Source organism: Pseudomonas sp. UME65, from assembly GCF_014170225.1.
GTDB lineage: Bacteria > Pseudomonadota > Gammaproteobacteria > Pseudomonadales > Pseudomonadaceae > Aquipseudomonas > Aquipseudomonas protegens.
In genome coordinates, this window is the sequence record NZ_LZZQ01000019.1 from 61,156 (window position 1) to 80,665 (window position 19,510).

Below are 19,510 nucleotides of genomic sequence, written 5' to 3' on the forward strand. Positions count from 1 at the left end.
GGAAAACCCTGCGCCGGCTGCCGTCTAGAGAACACGACAGCCGGCGTTGGGTTTTACCTTACTGGGCGGGCGCCAGCCGGTCGTAGATCACATCCAGGGCCGGGCCCAGGTCGCCGTCGCCCTGGGCCACGGCCTTGATGCCCTGGGGTACCGGCAATGACGGATCGCCGTGCATCCCGAACGGCGGCGGCAAGCCTGCCACCTTTGCCGGACGCTCATAGATCACCCGGCCTTCCTTGACGGTCTTGAGCACTTGGATCTCGCTCAGGGTCTCGGGTTTGACGGTCAGCGGGTTGGCCGAGAGCACCGCGAAATCCGCCAGCTTGCCCGGGGTGATGGAGCCTTTGCGGTCTTCTTCGAAATGCTGGTAGGCCGACCACAGGGTCATGGCCTTCAGCGCCTGCAAGGGCGTCACCCGCTGGTCCGGGCCGAGTACGTAGCCGCTGCGGGTGGTGCGGTTGACCGTGGCTGCCAGCACTCGCATGGAGTCCGGCAGGGCCACCGGTGCATCGTGGTGGGTGGTGAATTTCATCCCGGCCTGGTGCACCCACTGGGTCGGCGAGATGTTTTCCGCGCGTTCGGGCCCCAGCACCGACTGGCGATGCCAGTCGCCCCAGTAGTAGGTGTGCATGGGGAACAGGGAAGGGAAGATCTTCAGTTGCTTGAGTTCGGCCACCTGGTCCTTGCGCAGGGTCTGGCCGTGGATCATTACCGGCCGCACATCGACCCCGGGGTAGGCCTGTTCCGCGGCACGCATGGAACCGAGCAACTGGTCGATGGCGCGGTCGCCGTTGGTGTGGGAAAGGATCTGCCAGCGGTTGGCCAGGGCCTCTTTATAGAGGGCCAGGGCGTCGGCGTCCTTGACCACGCCGTAGCCGGCATAGCTGGCGTCCTGGCCCTGGGGCGGCTTGAAGTAGGGCTGGCTCAGCCAGGCCGTCTTGCCCTGGGGCGAGCCGTCCAGGGTCAGCTTGACCCCACCGATGCGAAAGTGCTGGTTGTACACCACCGGCTGGTTGCTCGGGTGATACCAGGGGGCGACCATCAGTTGCTTGACGCCGGGGGTGAGGATATCCGGGTAGGAGACGATGTCCGCCAGCAACTTGCCATCGCCCGCGGCCTTGATCGCGGTCTTGACCTGGTCCGGGGAAGAGCGGCCGTCCTGGATCGTGGTGTAGCCATAGCTGACATACAGCTTCTGCCCGGCGCTGAGCATGTCCACCGCCTGGTCGGCGGTGAGCTTGGGGAAGATCTTGATCAGGGCGTTGAAGAAGGCGTTTTCCTCCAGCACTCCGTTGGGCTCCTGGCTGCCGTCGACGCGGCGGATCACCCCGCCTTCCGGGTTGGGGGTCGACGCGTCGATCCCCGCCAGTTCCAGCGCCTTGCTGTTGAGCACCCCCAGGTGCGAGGACTGGTGGACGATGGCGATGGGCAGGTCGCGGGTCACGGCGTCCAGGTCGGCCTTGGTGGGGTGGCGCTGTTCCTGCAACTGGGAATCGTCATAGCCAAAGCCGAACAGCACGCCGAACTGCTTGGGGATCGGCGACTGCTGCTCAAAGCTGCGCAGGGTTTCCTGGAGCCCGGGGATGCTGTTGTTGGTTCCATCCGGTGGCGGCAGCAGGTTGGCGCTGGCAGCCTGGAAACCCACCATCGACACATGGCCGTGGGGGTCGACGAAGCCCGGTAGCAGGGTCGCGCCCTTGAGGTCGAGCATCTGCGTGGCCGGGCCCTTGTTCTTGAGTACCTGTTGCCGGTCACCCACGGCGAGGATCTTGCCGTCCTTCACCGCCACTGCCTGGGCCTTGGGGTGCTGGTCATCGATGGTGATGATCGGGCCGTTGAACCAGATGGCGTCGGCCACCGGCGACGTGGCCGCCAGGGCACTGGCACTGGCGAGCTGGAGCGCTGCCACGAGCAGCGCGAAGGAGGTCTTTTGCATGTGCGTTCTTCCTTGAAGCGGGCAGGAGCGCACTAGCCTAGCCGCAAAGCGCCGCCGCGGGCGAGTGGCTTGAGGTATGGTGTGCGGCCTTTTAGCTGCGACTCAAGGCTTGTCATGCCATTCAACAAACGCCAGCAGGCGGCCGCGGAGCGCCTGCTGGCCGCCACCCTGACCGAAGCCTGCGAAGCCGCCAAGGCCGAAATCGTCGGTTTTTCCTGGCTGACCCACGAAGTGGACTACGCCGCCTTCGCGGCGAGCCTGGTGGTGGTCTGGGTCTTCGACACCCAGGCCCACAAGGAGCAGGCCCTGGCGGCCGGGCAGGGCGCGCGGATGCTCGAACTGACGGCCCGGGCCCTGGAAGAGGCCGATGTTCACCTCGACGCCCTGGAAGCCCGTGTGTTCTTCGACAGCGAAGAGCAATGCCGGCGGATCAATGGTGGCGATTGGGCGCAACGCCTGAAGCGCCTGCGCCCGGGCCGGGGTTGAGCCATGGCCAAGGAAATCGACAACCCCTGCATCGCCCTGTGCCAGCTCAGTGGCGACCTGTGCCTGAGTTGCGGGCGCAGCAAGGACGACATCCGCAAATGGAAGCGCATGAAGCGCCCGGAAAAAATGGCCGCCGTGCAGCGGGCCGGCATCCGGCTCAAGGCCTTGCAGAAAAAGAAGGGCTGATCAGGTATCGCTCTGGAATTGGCCGGCGCCCAGGCGCCGCACGCTCAGCCAGAAGTCTTCCCCAGGTTCGTACTCGGCCAGAGACAGGCGGTGCACCTGTCCCTGCTCGTCCTCCACCGTCAGGCTGGTCTCCCAGTCGAAATCCGGGTTCTGGGAAATGGTGTAGGACGGGTAAGGGCTGTTGATCTCGAAATGAATCGAGTAGACCTCCAGTGGCGGGCACGACAGCAGGCCTTGTGCGTACAGCTGCCAGACCTTGCGCATGCCGGGCACGCACAGGCGCTCGGCAAAGGCCAGGGCCTGGGGGATGTCGTCCCAGGCGGCCTGTACCCCTTGCTGCGCGGTCGCGAGCCGGCGCTGGGGCGGTTCGTTGCTGGGGTGCTGGACGTAGACCAGGCGGCTGCCGAACTGCAATTCGCATTGCAGCACGCCGGCAGTGGTTACCCAGTGGCCCAGCAGCGATTCCTTGAGCAGGTCTATTTGCATCGCGTCTGAGGGCTCAGGCCGTTTGGCGGCGCATGGCGAGGATGGTGGTGCCGAAGAAGATAAAGGTGGAACCCACCACCCGGTTGACCCACTTGGACAGGGCCGGCCGGGTCAGCACGCCCTTGGCCCGGGAGGCCAGCACCGCGTAGACGCTGAGGGAGGTCAACGACAGCGCCATGAAGATCAGGGTCAGGATGAAGAACTGCGGCAGCAGCGCGGCGTGCTGGTCGATGAACTGGGGGAACAGGGCGGTGAAGAAGATGGTCGCCTTGGGGTTGGTGGCGGCGGTCAGGAAGGCCGACTTGAACAGCTTCAGGCGCGGCGGCTTGCCGACCTTGGTGCTGTCTGCGCTGGCTTCGCTCAGCAGTTGGCTCTTGCTGAACAGCTGCTTGGCACCCAGGTAGAACAGGTAGCCGGCACCGACGATCTTCACCGCGTTGAAAATCCATTCGGAACTGGCGATCAGTGCCCCGAGGCCGAGCATGGCCGCGGCAGACATGCAGAACAGCCCGCTGACATTGCCCAACGATGACCAGATAGTGGACTTGGCGCCGTAGGCCACGCTGTTGTGCAGCGCCACCAGGGTAGCGGGGCCGGGGCTGGCGATGGCGATGGCTGCCACCAGGGTGTAGGTCAGTATCGAGTGAGCATCCATGGTCCGGACTCGTCTTGCAGAAAAAGGGGGCTTGATTCTATCGGGGCCAGGGCGAGCTGTATGCCAGAAATTGACGGCTTTATCGAAGGGCGCGAGCGGCGCAGGCCACCGCCTTCGAGGCGCATCGGTGCCCATTGTCAACCATTGCTGCAATCGATAGTTATCATCAAAAAGTGCAGGTTCCGTTTTTCCGGCAAAGGAGGAAGATAGCGCTTACACCGTGCTTGCTGCAGAAGGAAACACCCGATGAGAATCTCGACTCTAGTGACCCTCGTGGTGCTTTTGATCGCGGGAACCGGGGCTTCTGCGGCCACCCTCGCCACTGACGACGCCTCCTGCCACTTCCTGCCCATGGCCGACAGCAGCACCGACCTGCAGCACGCGCAGTCGGTAGGCGTGCTGTACAGTGAAAACACCATCAGCACCCTGCAATACCTGGAGCACTACCATGCGGTGGCGCTCAACGGGGCGAAGAATGCCGGCCTCGATCCGCGCATCAGCCAAGCCTTCGTCAACAGCTCGGACCCGAAACGGGCAATCGACTGGCTGATGGCTTCGCTGCAGAAGCATTTCGGTTCGGTGACCGTCTATGACAGCCTTGACGCGGTGGTCCAGGCCCACCCCGATGTGGTGGTGATGCTCGATACCTACAACCAGTTGGTGACCAAGCGCAACAGCAAGGTCGAGGCGCGCTTCATCGCCAAGTTCTATGACGCCAACCTGCAGTACATCGGCCAGGCAGCCGGGATCCAGGCCAAGGAACTGCCGTCGGTCTGGGTACGGGGCAAGGCGGCGCCGGAGATCGCTGCGCAGATCAACCAGCAGACCGAGTTGCAGGTCGATGCCCTGAAGCAGTTCGACGCATCGCTCAAGGCCCTGGTGAGCCAGGGCGAAGCGGGGCAGATGGCGGCCAACAAATGAGTTGCAGGCAGGCCTGATGAAAAAAAGCCCCGAATGTTCGGGGCTTTTGCTTTGTGCCTGGCCGGGGGCAGCCTGTGGCGCGGTGCCTAGGCCGAGGCCAGAACCCCCGCGACCAGCAGTGCTATGCCCAGGTACCAGCCCCAGAGAAAGGGCCGGGCTTGCGGGTCTTTCCTGGCGTAGACGTACACATAGAAGGGAATGAACAGGCTGAGGATGGCATTGCCCAAAGAATTCTTCAGGGCCACGCAGAAAATCGCGAACTGCATCGCCACCGTAAGTGCCAGCCCTGACAGGATCAGGAACATAACCATTGAATCGTCTCGCTATCGAATGAAGGTCGGTCACCCCCTCTGGTGCGTCGCGGCCCGGATGCGGGCAGCGGCGCGCCAGAGGGAGCGGTGTGACGGGTTATCGACACGGCGGTGCAAAGCAATAGGCAAGGGTGCCGTCATCGACCCTTCATTCACTTGCGAGCGTTCACTGCTGGTGCCAGGCCGGGTTTCAGGCGCCGCTGCCCAGGGACGCCATGTCGATCACGAAGCGGTAGCGCACATCGGCCCGTTCCATGCGTTCGAAGGCCTGGTTGATGTCCTGCATGGCGATCATTTCGCAGTCCGGGAGGATGTTCTTGCGCGCGCAGAAGTCGAGCATTTCCTGGGTCTGGGCGATGCCGCCGATGGGTGAACCGGCCAGCCGGCGCCGGCCCAGGAGCATGGGCAGGGTCAGTTGTTCGTCGATCGGCCCGACCTGGCCGACGATCACCAGGGTGCAGTCGATGTCCAGCAGGGGCATGTAGGGCGAGACGTTGTGGCGCACCGGAATGGTGTCGATGATCAGGTCGAAGCTCGACTGGGCGCGGGCCATGGCCTGCGGGTCGCTGGACACCAGCAGTGCATCGGCGCCCAGGGCCAGGGCGTCGGCGCGCTTGTCGGCGCTGCGGCTCAGGACCGTGACCTTGGCTCCCATGCCCACCGCCAGCTTGACCGCCATGTGCCCCAGGCCACCGAGGCCGATGACCCCGACCCGGCTGCCGGGCCCGACATTCCAGGTGCGCAGCGGCGAATAGGTGGTGATGCCGGCGCACAGCAGCGGCGCGGCCTTGGCCAGGTCCAGGCCTTCGGGCACCCGCAGGACGAATTCTTCGCGCACCACCAGGTGCTTGGAGTAGCCGCCGTAGGTCACCTCGCGGGTGATGCGGTCCAGGCCGTTGTAGGTCTGGGTATTGTGCTCGCGGCACATCTGTTCTTCGCCCTTGCGGCACTGGTCGCACACCTGGCAGGAGTCCACCATGCAGCCGACGGCGACGCTGTCGCCGACCTTGTACCGCTTGACCTCGGGGCCGACGGCGGTGACCCGACCGACGATCTCGTGGCCCGGGACCATGGGGTAGCGGCTGGCGCCCCAGTCGTTGCGCGCCTGGTGCAGGTCGGAGTGGCAGACCCCGCAATAGAGGATTTCCATCGCCACATCGTTGGCGCGCAGGGCGCGACGGTGGAAGGTGAAAGGCGCCAGGGGAACCCCGGCGGACTGCGCTGCGTAACCGAAGGTTTGCATGATCAGCGTTCCTGTGTGAGGGAGAGCGAATGATCCGAAGGCAGGGCTACAAGCATAGAAGCCCCGGGCGCACCGTGAGGACGGCCGACCGATGGTTGTGCGGGCCAACCGACCGCGCACTGCGCAGGCCGGGGTGAGTGAGTGTCGCTCCTTCATTGTCCTGGGGCCCCGGTTGCTGCTTCAGGGTGTAGCAGCCACGCCCAGGCACTGGGCTCAGGGCGCGCCGAACATCGCGGTCCAGTAAATGCCGGCATCGCTTTTCGGGTCCACCGCGTAGGCCGCGCCCAGCTCGCTGTAGGCCGGGTTCATCAGGTTGGCGCAATGCCCGGGGCTGGCCAGCCAGCCGTCCACCACCTTGCGCACCGTGTCCTGGCCGGCGGCGATATTCTCGCCCACCTGCTGGCCGGCATAGCCTGCCAGTTCCGCGCGGTCACCCGGGGTGCGGCCGTCGTGGTCCTTGTGGTCGAAGTAGTTCTGGTTGGCCATGGCCCGGCTGTGTTCCTCGGCGGTGGTGCCCAGGGTGGCGTTCCAGGCCAGGGGCGCGGTGGCGGCAAAACCCTGGCCACCGCATTGCCGGGGCTGGCCGCGGGCACTGTTGATCTGCGCGAGCAGTTGCTGGCCCTCGGCCTGCCAGTCCCCCAGGCGCGCGGACAGCAGCGGTCGCGCGAGCACGATGCGCCACTGGTTGGCCTGGCGATTGACACCGATATCGACGAACTGCGGGTCCAGCACCACCTGGCAGAAGCTCTCGCGTACCGCCTGCATCGCTGCCTGGGCATCCCGGGGGCCGGAGAGGCTGATGGCCTGCACGTTGACCATGGGGTAGGCCGCCCGGGCCAGGGCCTGCTGCAGGTCACCGACGTTGTCCACCGGCAGGATCAGCCGTGGGTCGCCGGTCAGCGGCGGCAGCTCCGAGGAGGCCTGGTTGGCGCAGCGTTGCGGCTGGCTGCGGTAGGCGTTGATCGATTCGATCAGTTGCGACTGGTCGTCGGCGACGGCGCCGGTGGCCGCCAGCAAGCCCAGGGCCAGGGCTGTGGCGGGCAAGAACAGTGAGCGCATGGGCATGCAAGTCTCCCGGGAAATGGACAGCGCCCATGATGCACCCGGCGCCGGGGCATTTCATCCGCCGGTGGATGAAATCGGTGTTAGCCGCTGCGCCTCAATGGAAGTCGTAGTACAGCGCCCATTCGCCGCTGGCGGGGTGTTTCCAGAACATCAGGCTGCCGCCGTGCACCACGTTGAGGTTGATCTTGGCGTCGGAGGAAATCTGCATCACGAATTCGAAGCCGTCCCCGACATCGATTCCCGACTGGCAGAACGAGGGGTAGCCCCCGAGCTTGTGCTGGTAGCAATGGTTCACCAGGTCGTAGTAGCACTCGATCTGCCCGGAGTTTTCCAGTTCGAGGATTTCCCGCTCCAGGTCCTCCGGCACGCCACCGCCGTCCCACAGCGGAAAGTCCGCGGGCACGGCTTCGGGCTTGAGCGGGAAGGGCTTGAGAAAGGCCCCGGGGGCAGTCAGGTCCTTGCGCACCAGCACATCCTCGGCACTGTACTCGCGAATCAGCCAGCGCTCGCCCATGGGTTCCAGGGGCTCGGGAAAGGGGTTGGCGACGAACACCGTGAGCACCCGCACGCCTTCCAGCAGCGGGCTGTGGAAGGGCAGCGCCGGCAGATAGAGCTGGGCGAACGGCAGCAGGGTTTCCCCGGCGCTGTTGCGCGGCAGCTCTTCATCCTCGCGAAACATAAAGACCCGGCCCAGCCAGCTTTCCTCGTCGCTGCCGGAGGGGCGAAAACCGCCGGGAGTCAATTGCAGCGCCGGCTTGGCCAGGCGGCGCTGGATTTCCTGAATGTCCATGGTCAGGGCAGGTGTCCTGTTCGAGAGAAAGGGAGCGGCAATGTATCAAAAGTCCTCTTGCCTGGGGACCGTGGTGGGCTCAGCGCAATTGCCTCGGAGTGGCGTTGAGCAACTTGCGCATCAGCCGGCGCAGGGCCGTGGCGTCCTGGTATCCCACCTGCTCGGCCACGCGCTCCACCGAATATTTGCTGCTTTGCAACAGAGCCCTCGCCCGGTTCAGTTGCACATTCTGGATCAGGCGCAAGCTGCTGTGGCCGGTGACCTTGCGTATCTGGCGACCCAGGGTCCGTTCGGACATGCTGAACTGTGCGGCCAGTTCGCCGACGCTGGGCAGGTTTGGCAAGCCGGCTTCGATATGGGCGGTAAGCCGGCTGATCAGGGTGTTGCCCTGGGCCATCATTGCCGGTACCCGAAACGGCGCCTGCAATTGCCGCCGATCAATCAGCAGCGTCTGCCCCACCGCGTCTGCCAAGCTCGTGCCGAAACGGCTGCGCAGCAGATGCAGCATCAAATCCGATTGGCCAAATGCTGCTCCGGCGGTGGTTAGCGGAGGGTCGACCACGACCATCTGGTCCGGATCCACCTTGGTGTCGACGGCCCACTCTTGCAGCAGCGGCGCCAACCACCAGGAGGTCGTAACCCGGCGCCCGGGCAGGAGCCCGGCGGCCTGCAACAGGAAAACGGCGGAACAGGATGCTGCCACTTCGCCTCCGAGTTCCAGATGATCGCGCACTGCATCCAGCAACGGGGCAATGTCTGCTTGCAGCAGGCGCTGGGCGATGGCCTCGGGAGTGTCGATGCCCAGCCCCGGGACTATCCAGCAGGACCGATCATCGCCCCTGGCATCCAGGGCCTCGACCTCGAGCAGCAGGCCCTGGCCCAGGGCTACCTGGCCACCCTGCAAGGCACAAACCCGCCAGCGCGGAGCCCCGAGCCCCAGGCGTGGGGCCAGCAGCGCGGCGCTGGAAAGCATGTCCAGGGTCAGGGCGACGCTGGAGGCAAAGGAACCGGGTAGGAGCAAGACGGTGAAATCGTTCATTGGCGGATTATGCATGAAAGATGTCGAATCGATCGCTGTTGGCCAGGGATGAGCACAGGCTCAATAGCCGCTCCTTTTCTGTGTAAGTGGTGATGCCGATGCCTAATATTCTGATCAAGATCCCCCAGGGCGCTTTCGATGCCCGGCAGCGTGCCAAGGTCTTGCAAGAGGTTACCCAAGTGGCCCTGACGGTGGAGCAAATAGGTGATGACCCCCGTCAGCGGGCGTTGTGCTGGGTACTGCTGGAAGAGCTGGCGCCGGGCTTCTGGAGTTGTGGAGGTGCCGACTCCAGTGCCCAGGCGGTTCCTTGCATGGTCCGGGTCAAGGTCCCGGCGGGCGTGCTCGATGCTGCCCAGCGCCTGGCCTATGTCGAGGGCTTGCATCAGGCGCTGGCCGCCTGTCTGGCAGAGGACGATCCGCGAATGCTGATGACCTCGATCCTGCTGGATGACGTGGCTGATGGCACCTGGGGGGCTAACGGTTCGTTGTGGCGGCTGGCGGATTTTGCCCGAGCGGCGGGCTATCGGCACCTGTCCCACCTGCATGCGCGATAGTTCCGACCGCCTTCCCAGGCCCTCGGCTCAGGCGTCTCTACCGTGAGCCGCTGCCGCGAGCTGGCTGGTATCGACCCGCACGAAGACCGAATCGCCAATGGCGGTCAGCACATCGCCGGCATACACCTCGCAGATCACCTGGCTCTTGCGGCCTACTTCACCCTCGACCCTGGCGCGCAGGGTCAGGGGCACGCCCATGGGGGTGGGCTTGATGAACTTGATGCCCAGGTTGCCGGTGACGCAGTCGATGCGGGGCAGGCTGCCGGGCTCGCGCTGTTCGTTGCGGTAGTGGTAGGCCATGGCGGTCCAGTTGGAGTGGCAGTCCACCAGCATGGCGATCAGGCCGCCGTAGACCAGGTCCGGCCAGCCGCAGTACTTGGCGTCGGGCAGGTGCTCGGCCACCACGTGCACACCGTCCTCGTGCCAGTGGCTCTTGATGTGCAGGCCGTGATGGTTGCTGCTGCCGCAGCCGAAGCACACGCCTTCGGGGGCGGTGGTGTCTTGCAGTGAGGTCGGGTGCATGGTTGTTCCTTGTTGTTCTTGGGGGCGCGGCGCCGGGTGCTTTCCCGGCGTTGCAGCGCAGCATCCTATCCAATTTGCCTGAACGATCGAAGGACGGATTGCAGCTAGCTGGGGTAGTGCATGGTCAGCACGGCCCAGCGCAGGTTCTCGACCCCGGGTACTTCGCCAATATCGCGGGAGGCGTGTTCGACCCAGCCGGTGTATTCCACGACCGCCTCCAGATGCTTTGTCCATTTATCCTCTGTGAAGCCGACGCCGAAGATGATCACGCTGCCGCTGGCGACCTTTTCTTCCTTGGCCTTCAGGCGTGTCATGTACCAGTAGTCGTCCGATGCCGAGATGAACAACTTGCCTTGGTTGGCGTTGGCAAAGGGCGCCTTGAGTTCGATGAAGTGGAAGCGCTGCTTGTCTGCGTCGCGGATCCACAGGTCACATTGCTTATGGTGAATGTCCATGTCGGACCAGCGCTGGTCCAGGGCGACCTTGTATTCCACGCCCACGTCGCCGAGCCAGCCGTCGCGTGGCCCGGCCAACCCCCGGTGCTGGATCAGCCAGAAATAGAATTCGAACTTCAGCCAGCCCTCGAAACCATTGCCGAGCACGCTGAGGGCCGAGGGAAGGTGCGGGCGCTCCTGTTCCCAGGACTTCAGGAACGCGCGGAACTCTGTTGCAACACTGTCGATACCTGGCATGGCCGTCCTTTGCAGTAAATGGGTGAAGGTGGTGTTGTGGCGCGGTGCCATCATGCATCAAGGTCACCTCTTGGCGAAGGCGCATTTGCCGCTGTGAATGAGGGGCGGCCAGCGTCGTTGTGACGCATTGATTGCGGCAGGTGTCGTACAGCGTCGAGGTTTTCCCGGGCGGGCGGCTCGTGGCTCCGGCCAAGACAGGCTGATGCCGTAATGATATTCTTGCGCTGAATCGGTTCATCGTTTGTGCAGAAATACCTTACCCGTGCTTAGCTTCAAGTGGCCTGTTCGGGTCCCTTGCAAGGCTGTGGGAGTGTCTGCACGACCCCGCCGAATGTAATGTCAGGCAGTGTTCGTTTACCTCTTTGGTTGAACCCGACCCCTAATTTCCTGTTGGCCCCCGCAGTTGCGGGCGTCATTCTTGTTCGTCCGGCAGTTTGCGACGCGCAAGGTCGGGCAGGGGGAAACTGCCTGTTGGTTGCGTCCCGTGACGTGCCCTGAGAAACACTGTCACTCAAGTAGCTGAAGCCAAGAACGACAAGAAGTCAGCGCCGGAGCGATATAAAACTGAGGTCGAGCCTGTCTCGTCGGCCTTGTGTGCCCACCCTCCAGTTCTTTTGAATGTGTTGGTCCAGGACCTGCGAAATGACTGTTTCGCAATCACCGGAGTACGCAGGATCGAGGATGGGGCGGCGGATGGCGTTCTATCGTAGGTACTCAGAATGTTTAAGAAAGTGAACACGGCCCTGATCGGGCTGGCGATGTCGATAGGCCTCACGACCGCGCACGCGGCTGAGCCGAAGAAAGTGGATGTGCTGCTGATCGGTGGCGGCATCATGAGTTCGACCCTCGGGGTCTGGCTCAATGAGCTGCAGCCGGATTGGTCGATGGAGATGGTCGAGCGCCTGGACGGCGTCGCAGAAGAAAGCTCCAACGGCTGGAACAACGCCGGTACCGGCCACTCCGCTTTGGCCGAGCTGAACTACACGCCGGAAGGCAAGGACGGCAAGATCGAGATCGCCAAGGCCATCGAGATCAACGAAGCGTTCCAGATTTCCCGGCAGTTCTGGTCCTGGCAGGTCAAGAACGGCGTCCTGAAGAACCCGCGTTCGTTCATCAACTCCACCCCGCACATGAGCTTCGTCTGGGGCGATGACAACATCAAGTTCCTCAAGGCCCGCTACGAGGCCCTGCAGGCCAGCCCGCTGTTCAGCGGCATGCAGTACTCCGAAGACGCCGAGCAGATCAAGAAGTGGGTTCCACTGATGATGGAAGGTCGTGACCCGGCGCAGAAGATCGCTGCGACCTGGACCCCGATCGGCACCGACGTCAACTTCGGCGAGATCACTCGCCAGTTCGTTGCCCACCTGCAGGCCCAGCCCAACTTCGCGCTGAAACTGTCCAGCGAAGTGCAGGAAATCGAGCGTAATAAAGACGGCTCGTGGCGCGTGACCTACAAGAACCTCAAGGACGGTTCGAAAACCGAGACCGACGCCAAGTTCGTGTTCATCGGCGCCGGCGGCGGTGCCCTGCACCTGCTGCAGAAGTCGGGCATTCCTGAAGCCAACGAATACGCCGGCTTCCCGGTGGGTGGCTCGTTCCTGGTGACCGACAACGCCAGCGTGGCCGAGCAGCACCTGGCCAAGGCCTACGGCAAGGCTTCGGTCGGCGCGCCACCGATGTCGGTTCCGCACCTGGACACTCGTGTGCTGGACGGCAAGCGGGTGATCCTGTTTGGCCCATTCGCTACCTTCTCCACCAAGTTCCTCAAGGAAGGTTCGTACTTCGACCTGCTGACCAGCACCACCACCCACAACTTCTGGCCGATGACCAAGGTGGGTATCGAGCAGTACCCGCTGGTGGAATACCTGGCCGGCCAGCTGATGCTGTCGGATGACGACCGCTTCGCCGCGCTGAAGGAATACTTCCCCAACGCCAAGCAGGAGGACTGGCGCCTGTGGCAGGCCGGCCAGCGCGTGCAGATCATCAAGCGTGACGAAGAGAAGGGCGGCGTGCTGAAACTGGGCACCGAGATCGTGGCCTCCGAAGACGGCAGCATCGCCGGCCTGCTGGGCGCATCCCCAGGTGCTTCGACCGCCGCGCCGATCATGCTCAGCGTGCTGCAGAAAGTCTTCAAGGACCAGGTCGCGACCCCGGCCTGGCAGGAGAAGCTCAAGCAGATCGTGCCGAGCTACGGCACTGCGCTGAACGACAGCCCTGAGCGTGTGGCCAAAGAATGGGCCTACACCGCTGAAGTGCTGCAACTGACCCCGCCACCGCCGGTCAAGGGCGCGGCGCCTCAGGCTCCGGCCAGCCTGGCCAAGCCAGAGAGCAACCCAGCGGCCGACATGGCGCTGTAAGCCCTCGGCCCCGCCCGCGTTAGTCGGGCGGGGCACTGCGGATGCGCCGGTGCATCCGCATCCTGTGCCGGTTGCGGCCATGGCCCCGCCATAGCCGCAGCCCGCCAGTCTCTTGCTCCCGATCCCATTCGCGCTTTTTCGCCGATGCACGCACCCGATGCGCTGCCCGGTTGTGCGCCTGTGTCACCCGCGCCGGGTTATCATGGCGCGCCCGCCGTAGCCGGGCATGCCCCAATCCTCGGAGTCACCGCCTCGATGTCCAGCATCACCCTGTTCCAAGCCCCGCCGCCCGAAGCCATCCAGAGCCAGATCCAGCAGATGGTGGTGGACTACATCACCGACGTCAGCGCGGTGGCCATCGCCCCGAGCAACCCGCTGTACAACCTGTACCAGTACGGCGTCGGCTATGAGGTGCACCTGTACCTGCAGGCCATGGACGGTTCCCGGGGGATTACGGTGGAGCTGGTGGTGGCCACCGACCCGCAGGCCCCGGACCAGGTGCTGGGTTTCACCCTGTACCTGCCGGTCAAGGACGATCCCCAGGCCTGCGCCGTGGCGTACATGGCGGTGCTGCAAGGCCACCGGCGCCAGGGCATTGCCCGGCAGATGCTGCAAGCCATGCTGGCGCGTTACCCCCATGCGGAACTCGCCTGCAACGTGGCCAAGGTGGGGTGTTTCGAGGCCCTGGGCTTCCAGCTGCTGGGCGCCCGCGGCCCGCAGGTGCTGATGAACACCCGGGGCCACGGCAGCGACGGCCTGCTGGCGGTGCTGGATGTGGCACCGATCTACCAATCGGTGGAAGTGCGGCAGATCCACACCTACCTGCTGGCCCAGCACGGGCGCAAGGCCATGCTGGAAGCGGAGAAAAAGCGCGACCGGCAGCTGGACCAGATGACCCGCCAGGCCCAGGCGCTGGTGCGCGAGCGCCTAGGGGAAGCGGCCCTGTCCAGTACTCAGCGGGCGCCTCGCTTGATTTGAGCCGGTTGTGCCAGGGCTCAAGGGAAGGTCAGTACCACCCGGGCACTGCCGCTGAAGTTGCCAGGGGTTACAGTGCCGATGGTTCTCAGGAGCGACTCGAACAGCACCGGCGTGTAACTGCTGTCGGCGGTGAAACTGTATTCTTTGTCCACGGGCGCGCCGCCTACCGTCAACTGTGAGTACAAGCCTTCCACGCCATTGAGCTTGACCATCCCTTCGATGGCGATGGACACCGTGGCTCTGCGGCTGCAGGTGACATAGGCCGTGGAGTGGGCCTGGTTGGTATTGACGGTTTCCGGGGTCAGGTTGCCGTGCTGCAGGTCGATGTTGCCAATGATGCTGCAGCTCATGGTCGGTTCCACGGGCGTCGGCGGGGGAATCTCTCCTTTCGCCGAGCTGGCTATTTTGCAGCGCATCATGGGGTCATTGGTTTTGTAGTCGCAGATCATCAAAATCAGCAGGGTCTTGCCATCCCACCCAAAGTCTAAAGGGATACCCGTGGATAATTGACTTGAGGCTACTTGGTTGAGGACAGTATTGGGATTGTCAGTCGGGCCCAGGTTGGGGGCTGCATAGATGGGCGGTTGCGAGGCTCTCGCGCCGTAGGTCACGAAAACCCAGATGCCGTTCTTTGTGGGCCACTGAATCAGGCCGCTGGGTAAGAGTTGTTTGGACTGCTCGCTGACCCAAAGAGCGTCCATGTCTCCATGAATGCGGTAGGTGTCATTACTTTCATTGTGTTTTACCAATAACCCGCCTATTGCGGGAAACGTCAGCAACAGCAAAACAGTACCGATTAAAAACTTCATATAAGGACTTCGCAGTATTGGGGGAGTATCGGTAAACATGCTGTCGTCCATATTTGAGCTAGTCATAATCTGCCGAAATACTCACGTTGGCTGAAAACGCGCCCGTTTGAAATTGCGTGCCGGGAAGTGCGGTCAAGGTCGCGTTGATATGGTTGTTGTTTGTGGTGGTGGTGCGAATGCTGGTGTTGGCTTGCCAGACCGTCCCCCATCGTTGACTGGTCAACTTGATGCCCAGGCCTTGCACATCGGTCTGGATGACGTCCGGGCTGTAGCCGGAAACGCCGGTCAACTTCAACACGATCGAGGAAGGTCCGGCACCGCAGTCGATGTCCAGTTCAATGGGGACGCTGTAGTGCTCGGCGGCGATCTTGGTGACGTCGATATCACCGAACCTTACATCCAGCGAGTTGCCCAGGCTGAACTTGCAACCGGGTTGGGTAATGCTTCCGGAGATGTTCGCCGTCGCGTTATAGGTTCCCGCCAGGCAGGTGCCGCACACCAGGGCCAGGGCCAGCGCCAGAGTCCGCGCGCCGAGGGTCTTGCGGTGGATAGCCAGGTTCATGGGTAGGCCAGCTCGAAATTGGCGACGGCGGAAAAGTTGCCGCCTTCGATGGTTTTATCCTTGATCTTGAGCAGGTAGGCCTTGAAGGACAGTTCCTCTCGGGACGCCTCGGAAAGGCTGTAGCTCAAGGTGTCGCTGTTGATCCTGATGGGTTTGTCCGCCGAGGTTTCCAGGCCGATGGCGACACCGGAGGCCGCTCCGGTGATCGCCAGAGCGCCGCTGAGCAGTGGCTCTTCCTGTCCCTTGAAGGTGATGTTGATCTTGTTGGCGGAGGCGCAGGTTTTAATCGTGATGTAAAACGGCACCCCATGACTCTTGCCGCTGCTCATCAAGTCCTTCTTGTTGTAGTCATCGAACTTTACCGTCTGTTCCGGATTCTCCACGGTCAGTTCGCAGGAGGGAACAATCAGGTTTCCGGAAAAGTTCAGGCGTATTTCGTCAGCGCCGGTAAAACCGGCTGGCAGCAATACTGCACCCAGTGCGAAGCATCCCATCAGTATGTTGTTCATTGAGCCACCTGCTGGCCGAAGTCCCGACCCGAAGGGCGAGTACTGTGGATTAACAATCTATTGATCTGGCGCATCAGGTGCTGTCAGTCGGTTTTTTTGAACTGGCACGCGCTTTGATCGCAGCGGTAGGCAAGTTGATGGTAACCACCGTAGTCATTGATGTAGGTGAGCACCGGTTGTGTGATCTGGCCCTTGTCGGGATGGATGTCCCGGGCTGAGAAGGGCGCCAGCATCACGGGGCTGAAATCCGTCTCGCTGCGTTTGTCCGAGAGGTCCTTCAGGTCATTGATGGTGATGTAGTAAGGCGTAGGGTTCTCGACGTTGAAACCCTGCCCGGCTTTTTTCAGCCTCAACTTCTCCTGCCAGATAACCCCTCGTTCCGGGGTAATGCCCTGCGGGCGGTAGAAGAGTTTGATTTTTGTCTGCAGCGCGATCTGCATGGTGTTTTCGGTTTCCGCGCGCGGCGGAACCTCGCGCAAGTTGAAATAGAACAGCGACTCGCGGTCTTTTGGCAGCTGCTCGACTTCTGCGGACTTCAACAGCTTTATCTGGCCACCCGACATCGGTTCCAGCCGTTGCAAAGGCGGCAGGACAATCAATGGGCCGGTTACTTTCTGTTGTTGATCATTCTCGATCCACGACTGCGCCAAGTAGGGCATTTCTTTGTTGTCGTTACGGATGCGGATGCTCAGTGACTTGTTTTCACCGTCGAAAATCACTCGGGTACGGTCCAGGGAAATGGCGGCTTGCGGGGCAACTCCGGGGAGGAGCAGGCAGCCCATGACGGTCAGGTGTTTCAAGAAACGGGAATGGAGAAGCATAAGGGGGCCTCGGGTCAGAATCGGGTTGTGCAGAGCAAGGTTTGGCGCTGCTCGGACTGCAGGTTGGCGGGCAGGGCGACGTTGCAGCTTTTGCCATTGCCCCAGAACACCTGGAACGCTGAATCGGCTTTGATACCGGTCAGATAGGCGAACCCGCTGTCAGCGACAATTGCCACTTCGCGCCCGGAGGCGTCCCGCAGGCTGGCGCCAAACGGCGGGTAGGAACCGTCTTCCAGTTTCAGGGTGACCAGGGCCTTGCTGCCCTGGATGACGGTCAGCTTGCGGTAGCCGATGGCGCCTTCGGTCAAGGTGGCGTCGGTTACCGATTTGCTCGCATCCATGTCGTCGGGCAGGCGATTGAGGTCGATCTGTACATCGGTGCGGGCGTAGCTGGTGAAGGCGGGCAGCACCGCCACGCCCATGGCGTTGGTGCGGGTTTCGCCGTTTTGCAGGGGCACCCCGGCCACGCCATCGGTGTCGAGCATGATCCGCGTGCCGCCGTTGTAGGTCGGTGGGTGCAGGGCGGCGCCCATGGCCGTGACGGTGGCGCCACCTTGCACGGACAGGCCGATGCTCTGGCTGCCGTCATTTTGATAGCTGCCATTGAGGCTGTAGTCGGCGCTGGCGGTCTGCTGGCTGTAGTAGCCTTGCACTCCGTCGCTGTCGAGCCCGGTGCTGGCGCGGATCATGTAGTTGCGGTCCGGTTGGTAGTTTGAATAGCTGGCCGCATGTCGCACTCCGGTGTCGTTGGCGTAGGCGTCGTAGCCGATGCGCTGGCCATCGCCGAAGGGCAGGGTGAGGGAGAGCGACAGGCTGTTGTCGGTTTCCGAGACGTTGCGGGTCTGGGTCAGGGACAGGGTCATGGCCAGCCCCTTGAAGCGGCCCACGTCGAAGTAGCGACTCAGGTTGGCGCTGATGTAGTCCGTGGCCGTTCGGTCCCAGTAGTCTTCATGGGTGTAGGACAGGTGGGCGCTGAAGCCCAGATCGCGGAACGATTTGTTGGCCAGGATCGTGTAGGCGGTCTTGCTGTTGCTTTGGTAGCGCTCAAGGTTTCGCGCGTTGATGAAGTCGTTCATGGTCATGAAGTTGCGCTGGGAGAAGCGATAGCCGGCAAAGTTGATTTCGCTGTCGTATTCATCGAAGCGCTTGGCGTAGTTCAGGCGCAGGGAACTGCCACGCAGTTGCCCTTCCACGGGGACGTCGGCACGGGTATGGGTGACGTCCAGGGACACCACGCCGAATCGGTGGAGGTTGCGCCCGATGCCGCCGGCGAGCGCGGTGTAGCCGGAGGTCATCAGGGTGCCGCCGAACAGCGACCAGTCGCTGTTCAGGCCCCAGGACATTTCCCCTGTGGCGAAGGTCGGGCCGGTGTCTTCCCGGTCATAGCTGGTCGGTCGGCCCAGTGTCAGGTTGTAGCGCATGTACCCTGGCCGGCTCAGGTAGGGGACGTTGGCGGTTTCCATCTGGTAGCTCTGGGTGCTGCCGTCATCTTCGCGGATCTCGATGTCCAGCTTGCCGCTGACCGCGCTGTTGATGTCGCGAATGCGAAAAGGGCCTGGCGGCACGGTGGTTTCATACAGCACGCGTTCGTCCTGGCGCACCGTGACCCGCGCGTTGCCCTTGGCCACGCCCACCACTTCCGGGGCATAGCCGCGCAGGCTGGGGGGCAGCATCTGGTCATCGGTAGCCAGGTTGATGCCCCGATAGCGAAAGGAGTCGAACAGCTTGGAGTTCAGGCTGACTTCGCCCACCAGCAGCTTTGCCCCTTGCCGCGGCAGAGGACGAAAGGCGTAAAAGCTGCTCCAGGAAAAATCCTGGCGGCTGTAGGCGTGGGTCTGGTAGCGACTGCCCTGGAAATCCCCGCGCAGACGCCAGGCGCCCAGGTTTGCCCCCAGGGTGCCGTTGCCGCTGATCTGCCGGGTGCTGCCGGAGCTTGGGTAGCGGTTCACGGAGGTATTGAGGCTGTAGTCCAGCAGGAGCCCGGAAACGCCTTCATCCCATTCACTGATGGGGCTCCAGTTAGGATCGCGATACTCCATCCAGGCCTGGGGCACGCTGAGACGCAGCACGCCCTGTTCCATGTCCGGGACCAGTCGCAGCCCCTGGATGCTTTCCAGATCCGCACAGTTTTGCGACTCGTGCCAACTGGCCAGCCGGTTCAGGACGTCTTCCTTGAGGCCAAGGCTGGCAGCCTGGTCCATGGGGATGCAGACACGGGTGGTAGAGGCTTGCGGGTCCACGGCATAGAAGTTCAGGCTGCGTTCGGGCAGTTTGCGATCATTGATCTGAATACCCATCAGGTATTGGCCGGGCATGACGTAATGCGCTGTTTTGAAACGGCTGAGATCGATGCTGCTGCGTTCGTCCACATCCATGACGTCGAGGTTGAAGTCCACGGCCATTGAGACCAATGGCCAGCCCAGCGAACTGACTAGCACCCCTATTGATAGAGTGATCTTCCCTGCGGTCATAGTTTGAATACTGAAGAAAATGGCTTGTTATCGGCTGTTAATTCAGTCGATGGCATAAAAAACGGGGTGGAGTTTGTGTTGGAACTCCGATGTTTCTGGGGATAACTTTCAAGGCAC

At 62.8% G+C, this 19,510-nt stretch carries 21 protein-coding genes; 6 read left to right on the forward strand and 15 right to left on the reverse strand.

Going from position 1 to position 19,510, the window contains the following annotated elements:
* Window positions 1-58 precede the first annotated feature (58 nt).
* A complete protein-coding gene (locus tag A9971_RS31795; RefSeq protein ID WP_183000435.1) occupies window positions 59-1,936 on the reverse strand; it encodes an amidohydrolase in 1,878 nt (625 codons plus the stop codon).
* Window positions 1,937-2,050: 114 nt separating this feature from the next.
* Between A9971_RS31795 and A9971_RS31800 the strand changes: the two genes are divergently transcribed.
* A complete protein-coding gene (locus A9971_RS31800) occupies window positions 2,051-2,422 on the forward strand; it encodes a hypothetical protein (protein ID WP_183000436.1) in 372 nt (123 codons plus the stop codon).
* Between the two features lie 3 nt (window positions 2,423-2,425).
* The gene (locus tag A9971_RS31805) at window positions 2,426-2,608 is read left to right on the forward strand and encodes a DUF1289 domain-containing protein (RefSeq protein ID WP_011060713.1); all 183 of its coding nucleotides are present in this window, start codon (window positions 2,426-2,428) and stop codon (window positions 2,606-2,608) included.
* Here A9971_RS31805 and A9971_RS31810 read toward each other — a convergent pair whose 3' ends face one another.
* Together A9971_RS31810 and A9971_RS31815 are read right to left on the reverse strand one after the other, a co-directional pair.
* Window positions 2,609-3,094, reverse strand: a complete 486-nt coding sequence (locus A9971_RS31810) for a hypothetical protein (protein WP_123473175.1) — start codon at window positions 3,092-3,094, stop codon at window positions 2,609-2,611. It lies immediately after the preceding gene.
* Window positions 3,095-3,107: 13 nt separating this feature from the next.
* Window positions 3,108-3,749, reverse strand: a complete 642-nt coding sequence (locus tag A9971_RS31815; RefSeq protein WP_041752171.1) for a LysE family translocator — start codon at window positions 3,747-3,749, stop codon at window positions 3,108-3,110.
* A gap of 246 nt (window positions 3,750-3,995) precedes the next feature.
* Here A9971_RS31815 and A9971_RS31820 point away from each other — a divergent pair, with 246 nt between their 5' ends.
* Window positions 3,996-4,670, forward strand: coding sequence for a hypothetical protein (locus A9971_RS31820; RefSeq protein WP_015635178.1), 675 nt, complete (start codon window positions 3,996-3,998; stop codon window positions 4,668-4,670).
* Between the two features lie 86 nt (window positions 4,671-4,756).
* Here A9971_RS31820 and A9971_RS31825 read toward each other — a convergent pair whose 3' ends face one another.
* The 5 genes from A9971_RS31825 to A9971_RS31845 form a co-directional block, all read right to left on the reverse strand.
* Complete coding sequence (locus tag A9971_RS31825; protein ID WP_019094443.1) at window positions 4,757-4,975, reverse strand: hypothetical protein; 219 nt, start codon at window positions 4,973-4,975, stop codon at window positions 4,757-4,759.
* 196 nt (window positions 4,976-5,171) lie between these two features.
* Window positions 5,172-6,224, reverse strand: coding sequence for an NAD(P)-dependent alcohol dehydrogenase (locus A9971_RS31830; RefSeq protein WP_183000437.1), 1,053 nt, complete (start codon window positions 6,222-6,224; stop codon window positions 5,172-5,174).
* A gap of 213 nt (window positions 6,225-6,437) precedes the next feature.
* The gene (locus tag A9971_RS31835; protein ID WP_170866308.1) at window positions 6,438-7,283 is read right to left on the reverse strand and encodes a CAP domain-containing protein; all 846 of its coding nucleotides are present in this window, start codon (window positions 7,281-7,283) and stop codon (window positions 6,438-6,440) included.
* A gap of 100 nt (window positions 7,284-7,383) precedes the next feature.
* Window positions 7,384-8,079 carry a hypothetical protein gene (locus tag A9971_RS31840; RefSeq protein WP_183000438.1) on the reverse strand — a complete coding sequence of 232 codons (696 nt, stop codon included), beginning with the start codon at window positions 8,077-8,079 and terminating at the stop codon, window positions 7,384-7,386.
* Between the two features lie 79 nt (window positions 8,080-8,158).
* Window positions 8,159-9,118, reverse strand: coding sequence for a GlxA family transcriptional regulator (locus A9971_RS31845; RefSeq protein WP_183000439.1), 960 nt, complete (start codon window positions 9,116-9,118; stop codon window positions 8,159-8,161).
* A gap of 98 nt (window positions 9,119-9,216) precedes the next feature.
* Here A9971_RS31845 and A9971_RS31850 point away from each other — a divergent pair, with 98 nt between their 5' ends.
* Window positions 9,217-9,672, forward strand: a complete 456-nt coding sequence (locus A9971_RS31850) for a tautomerase family protein (RefSeq protein ID WP_183000440.1) — start codon at window positions 9,217-9,219, stop codon at window positions 9,670-9,672.
* A 27-nt stretch (window positions 9,673-9,699) separates the two neighbouring features.
* Here A9971_RS31850 and A9971_RS31855 read toward each other — a convergent pair whose 3' ends face one another.
* The gene (locus A9971_RS31855; protein WP_011060723.1) at window positions 9,700-10,194 is read right to left on the reverse strand and encodes a PaaI family thioesterase; all 495 of its coding nucleotides are present in this window, start codon (window positions 10,192-10,194) and stop codon (window positions 9,700-9,702) included.
* Between the two features lie 104 nt (window positions 10,195-10,298).
* Window positions 10,299-10,940, reverse strand: a complete 642-nt coding sequence (locus A9971_RS31860) for a hypothetical protein (RefSeq protein ID WP_077933878.1) — start codon at window positions 10,938-10,940, stop codon at window positions 10,299-10,301.
* A 665-nt stretch (window positions 10,941-11,605) separates the two neighbouring features.
* Here A9971_RS31860 and mqo point away from each other — a divergent pair.
* Window positions 11,606-13,243: a malate dehydrogenase (quinone) gene (gene mqo / locus A9971_RS31865; RefSeq protein ID WP_011060725.1), complete on the forward strand. Its 1,638-nt coding sequence runs from the start codon at window positions 11,606-11,608 to the stop codon at window positions 13,241-13,243.
* 255 nt (window positions 13,244-13,498) lie between these two features.
* Complete coding sequence (locus A9971_RS31870; RefSeq protein WP_183000441.1) at window positions 13,499-14,221, forward strand: GNAT family N-acetyltransferase; 723 nt, start codon at window positions 13,499-13,501, stop codon at window positions 14,219-14,221.
* Window positions 14,222-14,238: 17 nt separating this feature from the next.
* Here the strand turns inward: A9971_RS31870 and A9971_RS31875 are convergent, their stop codons facing one another.
* The 5 genes from A9971_RS31875 to A9971_RS31895 form a co-directional block, all read right to left on the reverse strand.
* Window positions 14,239-15,069, reverse strand: coding sequence for a hypothetical protein (locus A9971_RS31875; RefSeq protein WP_183000442.1), 831 nt, complete (start codon window positions 15,067-15,069; stop codon window positions 14,239-14,241).
* A 19-nt stretch (window positions 15,070-15,088) separates the two neighbouring features.
* Window positions 15,089-15,592, reverse strand: coding sequence for a fimbrial protein (locus tag A9971_RS31880; RefSeq protein ID WP_183000443.1), 504 nt, complete (start codon window positions 15,590-15,592; stop codon window positions 15,089-15,091).
* Window positions 15,589-16,101 (reverse strand): fimbrial protein, encoded by a 513-nt coding sequence (locus tag A9971_RS31885; RefSeq protein ID WP_183000444.1) that lies wholly within the window; start codon window positions 16,099-16,101, stop codon window positions 15,589-15,591. The genes A9971_RS31880 and A9971_RS31885 overlap by 4 nt, the downstream gene beginning before the upstream one ends.
* Before the next feature lie 83 nt (window positions 16,102-16,184).
* On the reverse strand, window positions 16,185-16,922 hold the full coding sequence (locus A9971_RS31890) for a molecular chaperone (protein ID WP_042941188.1): 738 nt from the start codon (window positions 16,920-16,922) through the stop codon (window positions 16,185-16,187).
* Between the two features lie 14 nt (window positions 16,923-16,936).
* Window positions 16,937-19,318: a fimbria/pilus outer membrane usher protein gene (locus A9971_RS31895; RefSeq protein ID WP_183000445.1), complete on the reverse strand. Its 2,382-nt coding sequence runs from the start codon at window positions 19,316-19,318 to the stop codon at window positions 16,937-16,939.
* Window positions 19,319-19,510: the final 192 nt, after the last annotated feature.

Coding starts and splice junctions, on each gene's coding strand:
- A9971_RS31885 (WP_183000444.1), bottom strand. CDS start 16,101: ATGAACAACATACTGATGGGATGCTTCGCACTGGGTGCAGTATTGCTG.
- A9971_RS31860 (WP_077933878.1), bottom strand. CDS start 10,940: ATGATGGCACCGCGCCACAACACCACCTTCACCCATTTACTGCAAAGG.
- A9971_RS31825 (WP_019094443.1), bottom strand. CDS start 4,975: ATGTTCCTGATCCTGTCAGGGCTGGCACTTACGGTGGCGATGCAGTTC.
- A9971_RS31850 (WP_183000440.1), top strand. CDS start 9,217: ATGCCTAATATTCTGATCAAGATCCCCCAGGGCGCTTTCGATGCCCGG.
- A9971_RS31810 (WP_123473175.1), bottom strand. CDS start 3,094: ATGCAAATAGACCTGCTCAAGGAATCGCTGCTGGGCCACTGGGTAACC.
- A9971_RS31820 (WP_015635178.1), top strand. CDS start 3,996: ATGAGAATCTCGACTCTAGTGACCCTCGTGGTGCTTTTGATCGCGGGA.
- A9971_RS31870 (WP_183000441.1), top strand. CDS start 13,499: ATGTCCAGCATCACCCTGTTCCAAGCCCCGCCGCCCGAAGCCATCCAG.
- A9971_RS31835 (WP_170866308.1), bottom strand. CDS start 7,283: ATGCGCTCACTGTTCTTGCCCGCCACAGCCCTGGCCCTGGGCTTGCTG.
- A9971_RS31805 (WP_011060713.1), top strand. CDS start 2,426: ATGGCCAAGGAAATCGACAACCCCTGCATCGCCCTGTGCCAGCTCAGT.
- A9971_RS31880 (WP_183000443.1), bottom strand. CDS start 15,592: ATGAACCTGGCTATCCACCGCAAGACCCTCGGCGCGCGGACTCTGGCG.
- A9971_RS31890 (WP_042941188.1), bottom strand. CDS start 16,922: ATGCTTCTCCATTCCCGTTTCTTGAAACACCTGACCGTCATGGGCTGC.
- mqo (WP_011060725.1), top strand. CDS start 11,606: ATGTTTAAGAAAGTGAACACGGCCCTGATCGGGCTGGCGATGTCGATA.
- A9971_RS31875 (WP_183000442.1), bottom strand. CDS start 15,069: ATGTTTACCGATACTCCCCCAATACTGCGAAGTCCTTATATGAAGTTT.
- A9971_RS31840 (WP_183000438.1), bottom strand. CDS start 8,079: ATGGACATTCAGGAAATCCAGCGCCGCCTGGCCAAGCCGGCGCTGCAA.
- A9971_RS31815 (WP_041752171.1), bottom strand. CDS start 3,749: ATGGATGCTCACTCGATACTGACCTACACCCTGGTGGCAGCCATCGCC.
- A9971_RS31795 (WP_183000435.1), bottom strand. CDS start 1,936: ATGCAAAAGACCTCCTTCGCGCTGCTCGTGGCAGCGCTCCAGCTCGCC.
- A9971_RS31855 (WP_011060723.1), bottom strand. CDS start 10,194: ATGCACCCGACCTCACTGCAAGACACCACCGCCCCCGAAGGCGTGTGC.
- A9971_RS31830 (WP_183000437.1), bottom strand. CDS start 6,224: ATGCAAACCTTCGGTTACGCAGCGCAGTCCGCCGGGGTTCCCCTGGCG.
- A9971_RS31845 (WP_183000439.1), bottom strand. CDS start 9,118: ATGAACGATTTCACCGTCTTGCTCCTACCCGGTTCCTTTGCCTCCAGC.
- A9971_RS31800 (WP_183000436.1), top strand. CDS start 2,051: ATGCCATTCAACAAACGCCAGCAGGCGGCCGCGGAGCGCCTGCTGGCC.